The organism is Methanospirillum stamsii (genome assembly GCF_003173335.1).
GTDB lineage: Archaea > Halobacteriota > Methanomicrobia > Methanomicrobiales > Methanospirillaceae > Methanospirillum > Methanospirillum stamsii.
This window is the reverse complement of the sequence record NZ_QGMZ01000035.1, coordinates 1-16,041: the sequence shown is the minus strand read 5'-3', so window position 1 is coordinate 16,041 and position 16,041 is coordinate 1. Positions and strand designations below refer to the sequence as shown.

The 16,041-nt window shown below is 40.5% G+C and carries 16 protein-coding genes and 1 pseudogene; 9 read left to right on the top strand and 8 right to left on the bottom strand.

Annotated features, from left to right (window positions below):
- Positions 1-3: 3 nt before the first annotated feature.
- The 4 genes from DLD82_RS13900 to DLD82_RS13885 form a co-directional block, all read right to left on the bottom strand.
- Positions 4-912 (bottom strand): DUF364 domain-containing protein, encoded by a 909-nt coding sequence (locus tag DLD82_RS13900; protein ID WP_109941734.1) that lies wholly within the window; start codon positions 910-912, stop codon positions 4-6.
- The gene (locus tag DLD82_RS13895; RefSeq protein ID WP_109941733.1) at positions 912-1,949 is read right to left on the bottom strand and encodes a methyltransferase family protein; all 1,038 of its coding nucleotides are present in this window, start codon (positions 1,947-1,949) and stop codon (positions 912-914) included. Before DLD82_RS13895 ends, DLD82_RS13900 begins: the two co-directional genes overlap by 1 nt.
- 10 nt (positions 1,950-1,959) lie before the next feature.
- Positions 1,960-2,988: an ABC transporter substrate-binding protein gene (locus tag DLD82_RS13890; RefSeq protein WP_109941732.1), complete on the bottom strand. Its 1,029-nt coding sequence runs from the start codon at positions 2,986-2,988 to the stop codon at positions 1,960-1,962.
- A gap of 172 nt (positions 2,989-3,160) precedes the next feature.
- The gene (locus DLD82_RS13885) at positions 3,161-4,207 is read right to left on the bottom strand and encodes an ABC transporter substrate-binding protein (protein ID WP_109941731.1); all 1,047 of its coding nucleotides are present in this window, start codon (positions 4,205-4,207) and stop codon (positions 3,161-3,163) included.
- A gap of 258 nt (positions 4,208-4,465) precedes the next feature.
- Here DLD82_RS13885 and DLD82_RS13880 point away from each other — a divergent pair, with 258 nt between their 5' ends.
- The 6 genes from DLD82_RS13880 (at position 4,466) to DLD82_RS13855 (ending at position 10,363) form a co-directional block, all read left to right on the top strand.
- On the top strand, positions 4,466-5,548 hold the full coding sequence (locus tag DLD82_RS13880) for an ABC transporter substrate-binding protein (RefSeq protein ID WP_109941730.1): 1,083 nt from the start codon (positions 4,466-4,468) through the stop codon (positions 5,546-5,548).
- Positions 5,549-5,562: 14 nt separating this feature from the next.
- Positions 5,563-6,207: a class I SAM-dependent methyltransferase gene (locus tag DLD82_RS13875; RefSeq protein ID WP_109941729.1), complete on the top strand. Its 645-nt coding sequence runs from the start codon at positions 5,563-5,565 to the stop codon at positions 6,205-6,207.
- Positions 6,204-7,952, top strand: coding sequence for a radical SAM protein (locus DLD82_RS13870; RefSeq protein ID WP_109941728.1), 1,749 nt, complete (start codon positions 6,204-6,206; stop codon positions 7,950-7,952). Before DLD82_RS13875 ends, DLD82_RS13870 begins: the two co-directional genes overlap by 4 nt.
- Before the next feature lie 112 nt (positions 7,953-8,064).
- Positions 8,065-8,670 carry a Clp protease N-terminal domain-containing protein gene (locus DLD82_RS18700; protein ID WP_109941727.1) on the top strand — a complete coding sequence of 202 codons (606 nt, stop codon included), beginning with the start codon at positions 8,065-8,067 and terminating at the stop codon, positions 8,668-8,670.
- A gap of 121 nt (positions 8,671-8,791) precedes the next feature.
- Entirely contained in the window at positions 8,792-9,208 is a 417-nt protein-coding gene (locus DLD82_RS13860) for a hypothetical protein (RefSeq protein ID WP_109941726.1), read from the top strand.
- Positions 9,209-9,316: 108 nt separating this feature from the next.
- A complete protein-coding gene (locus DLD82_RS13855; protein ID WP_109941725.1) occupies positions 9,317-10,363 on the top strand; it encodes an ABC transporter substrate-binding protein in 1,047 nt (348 codons plus the stop codon).
- A gap of 111 nt (positions 10,364-10,474) precedes the next feature.
- Here DLD82_RS13855 and DLD82_RS13850 read toward each other — a convergent pair whose 3' ends face one another.
- The gene (locus tag DLD82_RS13850) at positions 10,475-11,377 is read right to left on the bottom strand and encodes a C1 family peptidase (protein ID WP_219968434.1); all 903 of its coding nucleotides are present in this window, start codon (positions 11,375-11,377) and stop codon (positions 10,475-10,477) included.
- A gap of 319 nt (positions 11,378-11,696) precedes the next feature.
- Entirely contained in the window at positions 11,697-11,942 is a 246-nt protein-coding gene (locus tag DLD82_RS13845; protein ID WP_109941723.1) for a hypothetical protein, read from the bottom strand.
- A gap of 405 nt (positions 11,943-12,347) precedes the next feature.
- Here DLD82_RS13845 and DLD82_RS13840 point away from each other — a divergent pair, with 405 nt between their 5' ends.
- The 3 genes and pseudogenes from DLD82_RS13840 to DLD82_RS13830 all read left to right on the top strand — a co-directional run bounded on the left by DLD82_RS13840 (position 12,348) and on the right by DLD82_RS13830 (position 14,004).
- A complete protein-coding gene (locus DLD82_RS13840) occupies positions 12,348-12,899 on the top strand; it encodes an FmdE family protein (protein ID WP_109941722.1) in 552 nt (183 codons plus the stop codon).
- A 104-nt stretch (positions 12,900-13,003) separates the two neighbouring features.
- Positions 13,004-13,138 (top strand): annotated as a pseudogene (locus DLD82_RS19615) (Rossmann-like domain-containing protein); the annotation flags it as partial.
- A gap of 26 nt (positions 13,139-13,164) precedes the next feature.
- Positions 13,165-14,004, top strand: coding sequence for an HD domain-containing protein (locus tag DLD82_RS13830; RefSeq protein WP_109941720.1), 840 nt, complete (start codon positions 13,165-13,167; stop codon positions 14,002-14,004).
- On the opposite strand, the gene DLD82_RS13825 is transcribed toward DLD82_RS13830, so the two are convergent.
- Both DLD82_RS13825 and modA read right to left on the bottom strand, forming a co-directional pair.
- On the bottom strand, positions 13,914-14,720 hold the full coding sequence (locus tag DLD82_RS13825) for an alpha/beta fold hydrolase (RefSeq protein WP_109941719.1): 807 nt from the start codon (positions 14,718-14,720) through the stop codon (positions 13,914-13,916). The genes DLD82_RS13830 and DLD82_RS13825 overlap by 91 nt on opposite strands.
- A 328-nt stretch (positions 14,721-15,048) precedes the next feature.
- A complete protein-coding gene (gene modA / locus DLD82_RS13820; protein ID WP_109941718.1) occupies positions 15,049-15,852 on the bottom strand; it encodes a molybdate ABC transporter substrate-binding protein in 804 nt (267 codons plus the stop codon).
- Positions 15,853-16,041: the final 189 nt, after the last annotated feature.

Genomic DNA, 16,041 nt, shown 5'->3' with positions numbered 1-16,041 from the left:
GGTTCACTCTTTTATTATCATTACTTTTCTTGACGAATCACCATAGAAATGATAACCGGATCCGCCTTCGATAAGGACATCTAATACTTTATCAGGTGCGACTACCCGGTTTCCTGCAAGGACAGTAACTTTTCTTGAGAAAAAACTCTCCGGAAGCATGGTTGCAGTCGGACCAATGAGCATAATGTTTGCTGCCGGACTGCATGTAAAAAGAATACTCTCCAGGGTATCATTTAGGAGGGTTGTTCCGGATATAATGACCATGTCGGCAGATGCAAGTTCTCCGGGGAGATCCTCCTGGCTTACAAAGAAAGGGAGTTCTTCTTCTTTTAACGTCCGGATATCCAGTTCAGCAATCCGGTATGGGATCTGTTTTTCTTTAAACGATTTAATCACCGGAATTAAGGCTCCGACGACTACGGCCTTTTTAATTGACTGTAAGTCAACTATCGAAAAGATATCGTCTCCTTCCTCAATCCGGTATTTGCCTGCACCTTCATCAGGATTGTTCCGCCAAATCCTGTCTGAAAGGGCATTCAGGGTTGCAATAGCAATTGCACGTTTAATGGGAGCCGGTTGTGTCAGATACTGAAAAATATCAGTTACCTTCATCCCTCTCAGTTTTCCAGCCCGTGGCATTGCACGTGCAGATGAAGGACAGCAAACTGATTCCGGAATCGCCTTGATAGGAGTAAAACAGATACCTGATGAACCATCAGACAACAGGACACCGGTGTAGAAAATTCCAATTACTACCCGCTTTAAGGTAAGGTTATCTAATTTTTCTCCATATCTTTCGATTAAACGGTCTTTTGTCTCCTGGAGAATGATACCTCCCTGGTACCGGTCATTTTCTGCAGAATAAAAATCAAATGACTTTTCTCCCTGAGAGAACTGGGATTCACTACTCATTATTTTCCCCTTTGTGCTGCATGGAGCATGGATGAGCCATTGGCAGTTTCAATGGTTCCTGTTCTGATACAGGTGAGTCCATATTTTTTAAATAATTCCGCAAAATGTTCCGGATGACAGAGAGGATGACCAGCACTCTGGAGCGAACGTTCAAGTTCATTTACCGGATCCTGTGAAGGGAGACATCCCGGAGAGCAGAACCAGTGATTGGAAACAAGAATGCCATTTTCTGTTAGGCCTCCACTTACCAGCCTGAATATCTCATCAAGGTCATTTCTGAACTTATACAGAAGATGGGATATAAGAATTATGTCATACTCGGGTTTGTAGACTTCTGTTTTGATATCTCCGGGTTTTGACAGGATTCTCCTTTCCATGTCATATTTTTGGATATACATTTTTGTGAGATCGGTAACATGGGGCTGGTCCAGGATAACTCCTTTTATATCAGGATTCATCTGGCAGATGCCGATTGTATACAGCCCGTGTCCTCCTCCAATATCCAGCATTTTTTTCATTTCGGAAAATCCCGGGAGTTCGGATATCCATGTAGTGAGTGCCTGGGCTTCTCCCTGAATTACCCGCTGGGCAAGAGTATTAAGATGGTCGATAGATGGCCCAGGTCCGGATGATTTAGCCATTCCATCACTGCTCTGCATTGCTTCAGAGAGAAGATCCCATCGTGATCCGGATTTTGAATTGCCAAGAATCAGATCCCCTTGGTAATACGGACTTTTCTTCGTTAAAAAATCCCGGCAAATCTGGCTGTTTTGATACTTTTCTCCTTCTACTACCAGGAGATTCATGGACACGAGTGCATTCAGGTAACTTCGGCTCAGCATTCCACACAGGGGAAGAGAGGAAACAATCTCCTCCCTGGATGAAACTCCACATTTTTCAAGATGATCAAAAAGTCCCATTTTCAGGGCACTGGTAAGGATCATATGCCGTTTATACCCGGAAATATTTGTTTCAATCTCCTGAAAACCATCAGGAAACTGAAGTGAAGATATGAGGGTATTTTGGGAATTTTCCATTATACACGCCTCAATTATTCACCGATAGAATTTCGTTGGCCTCTTCATCAGAGAGGGAATACCGGTAGAAATTCTTAAAGAAAGATTTCATCTCACCCACCATATCAACGTCCTTGAATGTATCAGGATAGAGAATCTTTGCAAGCCATAAAAATCCAAGTGCACTTTCCGGAGATGGTCGGTCCCACCAGAAACCACCCATAGGTACATTATAGATCTCACCATTCTTTATTGCAGAAAGACCAGATAACTGTGGATTGCTAATAATTTCCTGGTCCGGATAGGTACCGTCTGTATTACCCCTGATAATGATTACATCCGGATCCCATTCAGCGAGTTTTTCCGGATTGACTTTTGCATCTCCCAGGTTTTTGGCAACATTAATTCCTCCGGATGTTGCAACATACGAGACGCCCCAATTGGTATCAGTTCCCAAATCCTTGTTTGAGGTATAAAAGACGGTCTTTCTCTCATCTTCAGGAATGGACTTCATCCTATCATTGATAAAATTCTTCTTTTCGTCCCAGTAGGAGATGAGTTCTTCGGCTTTTACCTGATTGTTAAATAATTCTCCAAAAGCCCTGAATTCATTGTAAATTGTATCAGCTGAAGCCTTTCCGGTATACGCCTGAAAAACAGGAATATCATTTTCTGTAATTTTCGCATTTCCTTTTGATGCCGTAACACTGTTAATTACCACGTCAGGTTTTAATTTGAGAATGGTTTCCATATTAAGGTCATCAAAACTTCCTGCATTTGGTAAATCCTTAAAATTCGGGTACATCTTTACGAACATAGGAAACATGTTCATTGATGACATTGTTACCACCGTTTTCGGACTGCCCATTATGACAATTTCCTGAGCCACTCCGCCCTGGCAGGCAACTACAATTCGCTCAATATCTGTTGGAATAGTTATTTCATTGCCACCCATATCGGTGAGTGTCCGTGTCGTTGCATCGCCAGCTACTTGAGTAAATGTGATTAATCCAATAAAAAGGAAAAGTAACAAAATAGTAGAATAAGATTTCATATTCATACATACCACATCCGGATGAACTTTAGGCTCATCCTGTTTGTACAAAATTAACACACTATCTAATTAACTTATTCATTTAATTAACGATAGAAAGTATATCTGATCTATTATGAGCGAATGTTGGTCATATAATACATACATAAAAAAGTAAAAAAAATTGAATATACCGGATTCAGAATGCAGGGTTTTTTGCTTCAAGTATCTCACTGATCTCATCATCAGATAATTCTACACCATAAAAATCACTGAAAAATTCTTTTGTTTCTTTTACCATATCGATATCGCTAAATGTTTCCGGATAAAGGGTCTTTGCAAGCCATAAGAATCCGAGTGGGCTTTCCGGAGAAGGCCGGTCCCACCAGAATCCACCAATCGGAATGTGATACACTTCTCCATTTTTAATCGCTTTTAAACCTGCAAGTTGTGGATCACTATTGATAGTCTCATCAGATACGTATGAACCTTCATTGGCACTTACCACGATTACGTCCGGATCCCACTGTGCAAGTTGTTCTGCATTGATATCTCTGACATCACCAATATCAGCAGCAACATTAATGCCTCCGGCAATGGTAACAAAGGAATCTCCCCACCACTTCTCACCATTTGTATGTAAGGGACTTCCGAGCATGTAATAGACCGTTTTTTTCTTATCTTTTGGGATTTTACTGATTCTTTCGTTTAATAATGCCTTTTTCTCATCCCAATACGAAATGAGATGTTCCGCCCTGACCGGTTCATTGAGAAGATCTCCCATCATTCTGAATTCATTATAGATATTGCTTAAATTCGCCTTCCCTGTATAAACCTGAATTACCGGTATCGAATTTTCCTTAAGTTTTGCATTACCTTTAGATGCAGTTACACTGTTTATCACAACATCAGGATTGAGTTCCATAATGGATTCAATATTGAGTTCATCAAATTTCCCTACATCTGGAACATTTGTGAGATCCGGATACATCTTTAGAAAAGCCGGGAAACTCTGGGGAGGTTGAGCGATTACCTTACTTTCACCATCCATTACTGCAACTTCCTGTGTAGCCCCACCATAACAGGTAATGATAATACGCTGTACATCGGCCGGGATCGTAACATCATTTCCACCCATATCGGTGATGATCTTTGTTGATACCGTCTCCCCACTTACCGGGCAGATACTCATACACCCCAAAATGAGGAATATAACCAGAATAAGAGAATATACATTCTTTTGCATATGATTCACTTCAGGAAGATAGTAATTATCATTCCTGTTGATTATCGCGGTTTACAAATAAAGTTATTTATCTTTTAATTTTATTAACTATAATGAGTATGCTAATTCTTATCATCTTTGAAATTATCCAAAATTTCAGCCGAATAAGATGGGAAACGAGAAGTATCTAACCAGATCTAAATAGTATCTTTTTTTAATTAATAAAATGTACCTCATAACTAAGTTTACTAAAACCAGTAACTTAAGATGAGGAAAGGCATGACTAATAAAGGATTAATAATTGCATTCATTGCAATAATCGCAAGTATTCTGTGTATTTCACCAATGTATGCAGACACTGTCTCTTCTGACCACGTAATATCCGATGATCTTGGTAGAGAACTTTCAATACCGACAGAAATAACCAGTGTTGTCAGCACCGCCCCACCGACTACCATGACATTGTACCTGGTGGCTCCTGAACTTCTTGCAGCGTGGAATTCCAAACCCACTGACCTGAACATGATGTACATGCCGGAGCAGTATCAAAACCTGCCGGTGGTTGGAGGATGGTTTGGAAAAACTGATGGAAATTATGAAACATTCATCAACCTGAATCCGGATATCATCTTTGAAGGACGTACTATTACCGGAGATCCGAAAAATGTCGATGAGGTTGAAGAGCGACAGGTACGGTTTGGTGATATTCCGCTTGTAACTGTTCAGGATACCGCTAACATATCCAAATATTCCGGACCAATTACCTTTATTGGTTCAGTCCTTGGAAAAGAAGAACGGGCAAATGCCCTGAACGCCTATTATAAAGAGGCTCTCAAAACTGTAGAAGAGACCGTATCAACCATCCCGGATGCAGAAAAAGTGAGGGTATTTTATGCTGAAGGACCAGATGGCCTTGCAACCGACCCGAGCGGATCACAACACTCACTTCTAATTGATTATTGTGGGGGCAAAAATGTTGCAGAAACGACCATCACTCCCGGATATGGTATGACGCCGATTTCTCTTGAACAGGTTATGACCTGGAAACCAGATGTTATCATAGCCAGTGATTCATCATTTGCATCATCAGTCCTTGACGATCCCCTCTGGCAGGATATTCCTGCAGTAAAGTCAGAGAAAGTATATGCAGTACCTGCTGCACCATTTTCCTGGTTTGACCGGCCACCGGGAACCAACCAGATTCCTGGACTATACTGGATGCTTCACACCCTGTATCCTGAAAAATACACAACCGACCAACTTCGGGAAAAAGTGTCAGAGTTTTATGAATCGTTTTACGATGTAACCCTGACATCTACAGAGCTTGACGGACTATTAAAAAGAGTTCCTGAATACAAATGAGATAATTGAAGAGCATGGTAGAAAAATCAGCGACGAAAATGGGGGAAAAAGACAGCAAACATTTTTTAACAATTGCAGATACCATCTTTGCTCCTATTTATCCTATTATCGCAGAACAGATCATTAAAAATACCGGTGTATCTTCTGGAACTGCCCTGGAAATCGGATGTGGTCCTGGACATCTGGGCACATCCCTTGCTGCTATTTCAGAATTAACCGTATATGCCCTTGATGTATCGCCTGATATGATCCAGACATGTACCGAGCGGATTACAGAAAAAGGACTTTCAAAGAGAGTAATACCTACAGTTGGAGATGTTTGTGAGATTCCTTTTGATAATGAAACCTTTGATCTCGTTTTCAGCAGGGGATCATGGTTTTTCTGGGAAGACTTATCAAAGGGTCTTAAGGAGATATACCGGGTATTAAAACCCGGAGGAGTCTCTTACGTCGGGGGAGGATTTGGAAATGCTTCTCTTAAAAAAGACATTGTAGAAAAGATGAAAGAGCGGGATCCAGAGTTTGAAAATTCGATAAAAGAAAGATTCATCTCACGTTCTCCTGAAGTGATCTCATCAGCATTACAGAAGGCAGGAGTAAATAAATATTCAATTGTTGATGATGATTCCAGCTTCTGGCTTATGATGGAGCGTACATGACAAAGTGTCTCTATTGTCCGCATCATTGTGACATTTCAGAAGGAAGTACAGGCAGATGTGCCATGTATTCTTCATCCAATAATGAGATAGTAGAGAGATATCCGGACCATTGGCTTGTAGTAACCTCGGTCTCTGTAGAAACCATTCCTTTTGTTCATGGATGGCCAAAGGCAAAAGCCCTTCAGATCAGCACAGTTGGTTGTAATCTTTCCTGTCCGGGATGCGTTTCAGAAATTCTTGCCCGAACTCCTGAAGCAATAGGAACAGGTCTTCGAAAGATAGATGCAGAGACGCTCATCAGACAGGCAAAAGAAGAGGAATGCCTGGGAATTGTCTTTTGTCTGAATGAGCCAACGGTATCTCTCCCGTCTTTTCTCCGGGTAGCAAAACTTGCAAAAGAAAAGGGACTGTTTGTTGCATGTTCATCAAATGGATACTTTTCTGACTATACCCTGAACCTTCTGCTTCCGGTTCTGGATATGGTAAATATTGGATTGAAAGGTATCAATCCGGGAAATCTGAGAGAGTGCGGTATTGTAAATAATCGGATAGTCATGGAAAATATCAAAAAACTCGTGGCAGCAGGAGTTCATGTTGAAGTAGCCCTCATGCATGCCACAGGTTTTGATAATGACCTGATTCAACAGGCAAAGGAAGTTGTTTCTATATCTGACCGGATACCCATTCAGATCATGAGATGCATGGCTTTTGGTGACCTGGGACAGGAATACGAGCCTTCTATTCCTGAATCAGAACACTTATGTGCCAGGATTCATGAATTCACCCCTCATGTTTATCTCCTCAATTCACCCGGAACCTCCTGTCTGGATACAACCTGCCCGGATTGTGGCAGGGTACTTGCAAAACGGGAGATGTATGGTCCGATGGGATGCAGACCTGTATCATTTTCCCATACAAACATGTGTTCATGTGGATATCATCTGCCGATAGCAGGGATAGTATCTTCTGAGCGGTTCGAAGAAGAAGGGATGGATGGAGGGTACAGACCAACGAGGGCGCTTGAATTTATTCAGGGGATCGTTTCCTGTCTTGGTGTGGATGATCCATCATGTGCCCCGAGACTCTGGAGGTCCTTCCTTGCAGAAGGCGGTATTAGTTCCATTCATGACCGGATCCAGAAGATTTCTTCGTATTATGGTATCATAGATGAGGTGGCTGGAATCGTAGACCGGAAAGAGACCGGAGAAGAATTAACCGCGGTTCTCAAAGAGATGACTGCCAGGGTTACCACTGCTGTTTCAGGGGCCGCACGCCCAAGGGTGCTTTATACCATGGGTTATCCGGTTTTTTCACTGAATGGTGGGAGATTTGAGAATCATTTGGTGGAAACAGCAGGAGGAAATCCGGTAAACCGGATGATCCCCAGAACCGGAAAACCGGGAGTAAATATCACTTCCGAAGAATTTTATGCGGTAAACCCTGACTGGATCTGTATATCTGGACTGTTCTCACTTCCGAAAGATGCATGTCTTGCGTATTGTCTCAAAAACGACCTGATTGTTCCGGCTATCGAAAAGAAAAATATTCTGGAGATGCCTGCATCGTGGGATTTTGGCAGTCCACGGTGGATACTGGGACTTATGCTCCTTGCAAAATCTTTTCATCCGGACAGATGCTCATGGGATGTCACATCTGAAGCAGATCGTTTTTACCGGCGTTTTTATGGAGTCCCATTTGAAAAAATCCATCCTACCCGATCGTTTATCAAGGCTTCTGCCCGTTAACATCAAACCATTTGGTTGTCCATTCCAACCAACCGGACTATCATTTTTTAAATAGCGTTCTGTTCAACATCTGTTGTTCTCTGAAGATCGCTATTGTAAGGGAATAGATATCATGAAATCAATCATCAAAATATTAGGAATCATTAGTTTGTTTGCTCTCCTTGTCAGTGGAGTATATGCAGCAGACCAGGCTCCACAGGGTCAGCCACCACAGGACTGTACTGATTATGCAAAGGCCGCAGCAACACTTGGTGTTACTGAAGATGCTCTCAAGTCTGCAATTCATCCGGGACCTGATTTTGCATCAGCTGCAAAAACTCTTGGTGTTACTGAAGATGCTCTTAAGGCAGCAATGGGCAGTGGTGAGAAGGGAATGGACTTTGCATCAGCTGCAAAGACTCTTAGTGTCACTGAAGACGCTCTTAAGGCAGCAATGGGTATGAAAGAGCAGCCGGAAAGAGATTTTGCTGCAATGGCAAATACGCTTGGTGTTGCCGAGGATGCACTGAAAGCAGCAATGGGTGAACAAGGGAACGGTCAGCCAGGTGAAAGACCAGATAATGCAGCAATAGCCGCAAACTTAGGTGTTTCTGAAGAAGCATTAAATGCAGTAATGGGAACACCTGGTGACGGTGGACACTTTGCAGATGCAGCAAAAACACTTGGTGTGTCTGAGGATGCCCTCAAGGCTGCAATAGAAGCATCAAAAACCTGTTAAGTTGTAATTCATTAAACTCCTGAATTAATCAGGATCTTTTTTTCGTCTCTCGGAAGGGTTTTGTCGTATTCATGAAGAAATAAATTCTTTATCCATGAAAACAAGGTATCTATGATCTTGTGTGATTATCTATAAAACACTCTGGACCCAGTTAATCAGGATAGGCATTTTTCGAACCGATTACCAGTTATCAGGGAAAATAACACTGGAAAACCTGAACACCCTTTCCCAGGGTACTCATATCATTACCGGATACCAATATCTGACACCTGTATACCTTATTGAAAAACCTGATGATATTCAGATAAGCGGTATTCTCGATAGCGATGTAATCTGGGTCACATATCCTGAAAAAAATGCACACTATGTCGAAGATTATCTCTCAGCACTTCTTACACTCATTCCTGAAAACCAGTCTTCTGGATCATTTATCATTACGTATTATAGAGACATAAAAAATTATCTTTTTTTAAAATTACGCAAAAATAGATACTCTAATCCGGAATTTTCTGAAATCAAAGAACTTATTGTAGATTAATTAACTAAGTTGATCTAATTTAATTTATTTTTAGATCAAATTAGGTAATTTCTTAAGTTCAAGTTAACATAACATACTCAGATCATAAGATCACTAAATGGTGTGTGTATGAAATTATCTCTGATTCATGTATGTTGTATCCTTCTGACAGGAATCGTATTGCTGACAGGATGTGCAGTAGCCGAAGAAATTACGATTACTGACATTACCGGAACTGATGTTCAGATACCTGCTGATGTGAGCAGGGTTGTTACCGTTGATCCTTTCTCCAGCCAGTTTATTTATGTCATCGGGGCAGATGACCGCCTGGTTGCAACCTGTATCGGACCGGCAAACCGCGAGTTGGTCAATAAAACACAAAAAAGACTTGGTGCATTACCTTCAGCTGGTTGTAAAACTAATGTAAACCTTGAAGAATTAATGAAACTTGAGCCGGAGGTTGTGATTTCTTCTGTTGACTATACCAAGATCAACGATGATATCGAAAGAGTGGGTATTCCAATAGTAAAAATTGATCTTGAACAGGCAGATAACCTTGCAAAAAGTTATGATATAATCGGAAAAGTCTTTGGTAAAGAAGAAGAAGCACAGGAATTCATTGATTATTACAATCAGAAGATGAAATCCATCCAGGAAACCGGAGATTCGATCACCGACACTGATAAAAAGACTATTTACTTTGGTCAGAGGTCCCCTCTCCAGACACTGGGTGATGATTATTATGAAGCAGAAATTGCACGTATCATCGGTTCAGCAAATGTAGCACAGGGATTATCCGGTGGAGATAACACTGTAACCATCGACCAGGTTTATAATTGGGATCCATCTGTAGTAATTCTCCTCCCGTATAATTCAGCAAATGTTGAAGATATTTTATCTGATTCTGCATGGGAATCCCTTCCGGCAGTCCAGGAAAAGCAGGTTTACCAGATGCCAAAGTACCTTATGAGCTGGGAACTTCCGGTTCCGGAATCAATCCTTGGAACGATGTGGCTGCAGAGTATGGTTTATCCGGATGCGGTTACCTTTGATCTTGCAAAAGAAATTCAGGACTTTTACAAGAAATTCTATCGGATTGAACTTTCAGACGAGGATGTCAAGAACCTTCTTCAGGACAAGAGTAAAGTTGTTCTGAATAAACCTTCATCATCATAAATTCCCGATGAAATCTTTTTAAAAAATTTTTTGTATTTTTATTATTCACGAATCCAGTTTTCGTTACAAAATCCTGATAAAATTGAACCCGGGATTATTATAATTCAGAATTCATTCTCCGAACTGACCTGAATCAACCCATTCGTTCTTTAATATTGACCACCAGTCATCAGCAAGACCATTTAGGATATAATCATAGGGTAACCAGCCATACCCTTTTTCTCCCCATTCTTCACTCCAAGAATTCCGGATGAGAATTGCTCCGGTTGTTTCTTTGGAATACACGTTTTTATTTTTTATTTTCATGTTGTCATCATAACCTGCAGCAATGACTGCGTGGCCACCAACCACATCTTCTCCAAACGCCGGATATGGTATTTTTCCGATATTTTCACCCGCTTGATTAGATTGCTGATACGAACTATACACGGTAAATCCAAACATTATCGGGAGTCCGGCAGAGAGATTGGCTTTTATCCTTCTCAGGAGTTCTTCTCCTGCAATCCGGGACGAATCTAATCGGTAATAATTTATGGCCTGATAATTCTGGGCATATGCATAACAAAATGCTGAAGGTTCCTTTTCATAATCTTCAACATTATATGGCCAGAATTTTTCAGGAGGAACTCCGAATAGTGTTAATGCACCCATCGTGCTTCGAAGATATGCTCCCGTGTCTCCGGTTAATTGTAACAGGTTTCTCGTAACTTTATAGAGAAAAAGTCTGGATGCATCAATGTGCTTCCCAAAGGCCCTTTTTTCAAAATATTCTAACATTCCAACGCCGGCATGTGCTGTACACGATCCAATATCCTCCTGATTCTCCACAGGAGGAAACCATTGACGTAAATCAACAGAATTTTCCATTTTTTTCTTAGCTAGGTTCTCCAAACCTACTTGAGATAACATGGATTTTATGGAATCTTTCTGTCCTAGTGCTTTTCGAGTAGGAGAGATTTTATCATAATCCGGCGTATAATCCCTGAAATCGGGGTAATCATGTAACCACCCCATTCCAAATTTATTATTCGGTCCAACCATAACATTTTCCTCATTTCAACAAATTCATTTGAGGACAAAAACCAATTCCTGGAACGAACTTATTGAACAATAAGCCGATTGTAATAGTATACAATAAATATTTGCCATGCATTCAATGCAGGCTATACAAAATAAAACAAACGATAATTATGATTATAAATATTTTTAACGCGAATATATTTGTTTTTTGAATCAAAAATCGATTATTTTATCTTAGTCTATTATCATACTATGCCGGGTTATCTAATATTTGCTGGATTTTGAATATCTATTCAGAAAATAAATAAAAAAATTAATTTTGCTGAACTTTTACAATTTCAGTGACTTGTACCTTGATTCTCTGTTTTAAAGGAGATGCTGGCTTTTTTGCTCCGTTCCAGGAATATCCGGTCATCTCACATTTAACCTGCGTACCTGCAATATTTCGCTCAAGCAGGGTTCCTTTTCCATTATCTTGATTAACCTGGAACTGTTTTACAACTGAATTCCACTCAGCCGGATACAAAGATATCTCGTAGATGTCTTTAACTTTTACCATCTGTCAACTCCTAAAGGTTACATAATAACATGGAACATCATCCCATTTATCTATTCTGTTTTAAATAGAGGGATAACTCACTAAATCTGGTAAAGTAACTTCAATTCTAATCGGAAAAAAGCAATAAATAAAAAATTTAAAAAGAAAGTGGTGGTTAGACCGTTTGTTCCTGATGAATGAGAATTAACCGGTAAACGAAAGGCATGATCGGATTGTATTCTTTTTCCCGGTTCGGGATTATCCCATGGTATTTCTCTGGTCATATCTTAACTTTGCAGGAAGTACTAAACACCACATATTAATTTATACTTTAATGTTATTAAAATTGTTTGACTTGTTTCTCATATTCAAGGGAAATAGAAAGTAAAAAAAATAAATTTAACAAAGTAAATAGGTACACTGAACATGAACGCAATTACTACCCTTTTAGAGAAGGCAAAACAGTTCCATGGAGATATCTGTCCGGGGATTGCTACCGGAACCAGGATGACTATAGCTGCGATGAGAGAACTCGGTATGAACCCTTTAGAGAAAAACCAAAACCTTATCGTTTACGTTGAGATAGACAGGTGTGCAACAGATGCAATCCAGGCAATTACCGGGTGTTCACTCGGGCACCGGACATTAAAGGTTCTAAATTTTGGGAAATTTGCTGCTACATTTGTTGATACACAGAATGGGAAAGCCGTCCGCGTTTCACAACTTCCTAAAAAAGAGGATCAGCCTACGGATATGAATGAACTTCGTGATATGATCCTGAATGCACCAGAAGAACAGATAATCCGGATCCAGGAGGTTTCAGTTCAGATTCCTCCGGAAGATATGCCCGGATTTCCTTCAAGGTCTGTTACATGCTCCAAGTGCAAAGAACAAATTATGGATGGCAGAGATATACAAAAAGGGGAGCTCATACTCTGTAAAAGCTGTTCCGGAGAAGCATATTACTCCAGTTTATAATCCCAAACAATTATGCATTGTAAGGCATTCCTGAATGATATGAGTATACAATGATAAACAATACCTGAACAAGGCCTTATCCATGTGGAGACTCCCGGCTATTTACGCGAGGTATTATCGCCATCGGTGGGGTGAAAGTAACCGATCCGGATCAGCTCATATCTGTAATAATGCAGGGAGGATTAGGATATCATTTCTTTGGAGTTTCGGCGAAAAAGATTCTGATAAGAGAAAAGTAAAGAATGAATAGTTCCTGAATGTAAAAATGACACATACCAATGCAGAAAAAAGCTACCACTTGCTCGCTTCCCACCCGGATTATTTCCGTAGGATTTGTTCCGCTGAAGAGTATGCCAGTCATTTGCTACCGTTTATTCCACGCGGACTGCCGGTATTTCAATCACATGGAGTCGGCCATTCACAAGCAATAATTACGTATATAAATCAATTATTAATCTCTTTTCCACTTCCACTCAAGCAGCAGGAGATATTTCTCCTCTACCTTGCAGCATGGTTCCATGATATTGGTTTTCTCCATCCCCTTTCAATTCATAACAGGGGAAGACACCCGGAAATATCTGAAGATATGATAATGAGAGACCTGTTTCTTTCGGAATTACTCTCTCCAGAAGAGCGGGAAAATCTTGCGGTTATCGTCAGATTTCATGATACTCACTCAGACCTGTTAAAAATAAGAACTTCTTCTACGCTTAAAATCCCTCTTCTTGCAGGATTATTCCGTCTGGCTGATGCAATAGATATCGGAAAAGACCGGTGTCCTCCGGAAGTTTTCTGTCTTATTGAAGATGGTCTTGATGAGCATAGCAGAAGGCACTGGAAGGCTCATCAGAATGTCAAAGGATGTGTTATTGCCTACCCGGAGATTGTGATAACTATTTATGATCCGGAAAATCCATTTTTCCGGAGAAGAATTGTTCCTCATCTGGATGATGACTGTAAAACATCAGGGATTATTTGCAGGAAGTATGGGATATCTCCATTTCAGATTGTGTATCATAGAGATGATGGTACCAAACCAGAGAGTTCATCAATCAGTATAGCGAAAAATCGCTCTTTTGCTTCTGCTTCCATCCAGGGACAATGACCACAATGTTCTAAAAGAATAAACCTGAATTCCGGAATTACCCGGGAAAGAGGACCATTTACCCCTTCAGCAGGATGAGGATCATAGTCTCCATGTATAGCGATAACCGGACATCGGATCTGTTTACAGATCTCAATTAACTTTCCGCTTTCTCTACATTTTGCAGCTTCGTCCCAAATCCTGGCGAATATCTCATGGTTAGAGGAAAGCATGTCACTGTCTCTTCTTAAATCCGGACCCGGATTAAAAATATCGGTTTTACCCATGAACTCTCCAAATTTTTTTAACACCAGGTCTTTTTCAGTGCAGTCCGGATCATTCATACTCCTGATAAGGTCAGAAATCTCTCGTTGTTCTTCAGGTGTAAGGCGATTCATTCGGTTTTGAAAAACGGTGGAGTACTGCTCCTCAAAAGGTCCTGCGGATACCAGGATCAATGAATGTATCTTATAGGGGTAACGGGCTGCAACCATTGCAGAAAGCCAGGCACCCCATGAATATCCTATCAAAATAACCGGCGTATCCGTTTCTTTAACCAGAATTTCTGCTAGTTCCTCGATTTGTCCCTGAATGGTGACCGCTGTCTGCATTGGTTCTAAAATTCCATAATGATGGCTTAAAAATCGAGCCACCGGAGCCATTTCACCCGCTGCCCCTGGCCCGCCATGTATCACTGCTATACGGTAAGGAGAGTCTCCATATTTTCTAACATTCATGATTCATTTGCTCACTGATGAGAATGAGTAATATCTTGAAACAGGTCGAATAAATGATTTCGTAAATTGTATAAATTCCCGGGAAGGCACTGCATAGTGTGTAGGTATTTTGGTGAGATTCCTGCCGGAGAGAAAAGAATCATCGCAGATTTAGTTATAAAAAATGGTCTTTTTAATCAAAATTGGCCCCCCAAATCAGTATTTCAGAAATGATTCGAATGATAGAAGATTAGATTTGGGAAAAACGCAATTAGTTGCATCTGGTAGAAAAGGAGAAATTTTCCCTTGATTCATCAAAAGGAAAAGTATTTGTCAATTTAAAAGAAAATTATGCCGGATTGAAATTATATTCTTTCAATACAGCTTGTCCTTCCTCTGATGTGAGCAGGCCGATGTACTCATCAGCAAGTTCCTCATTCATTGACTCTGAAAGAATACCTGCCTCATAAGTGGCAACCACATTAAGATCATCAGGGATGTCAATGATTTTAATCTTGTCTGCAAGATCTTTTGTCACATCTGAATAATATGTGATTCCTGCATCTGCTTCTCCAAGTGCTACTTTGGTTGTGGCCCCAGCAACATTTGTCTCTTCAGATATGACATTTTCCCTGAAAGCATCTACAAATGCCTGTCCATAATCTGTGCTGTTCAGGGTTTTGTTGAGAACCTGCTCGGTATATCTTCTGACCGGAACTTCTGAAGTCTCACTTACGATCTTCACATCAGGTTTTGCAAGGTCAGCAAGACCGGTAATTCCTGCCGGGTTATCAATTGGAACGATGATTGCAAGTTTATTGGTTGCATAGGGTGTCACTGACTCTGCATCAATCATCTCTTCTTTGAGCAGATTGTCCATGTTCTTTACACTTGCCGGAAGATAGACATCTGCATATGCACCTTCTTTTATCTGGGTTTCAAGGGTCGCTGAACTGTCACAGTTGGCTGTAACACTCACTCCCGGATGAGATTCTTCGAAGATGGTTTCAATGTCTCCAACAACACCGGTCAGTGATGCCGCTGCAAAGATCATAAGTTCTTTCTGCTCAGTTTCTTCGGCAAAAACACAGCCTGCCTGCATAAAGAGCAGGAGAAAAGCCAGACCTACCATGAGGTATGAAATTTTTTTCATAATAGCACTCCAAAACTAAGTATTATAAGATTTCATGTTTTATAAATCACATTATTTAATCTTCATATTAATCATATTAATTAAATAAGATCAAAAATTTGATGTGGAATGTAATTTTTGATCCTGAAAAAACACCCATGAGGCTCCGCCTCATGCTTAACTCATGAAAAACTGTAACCTCCAGTCTCC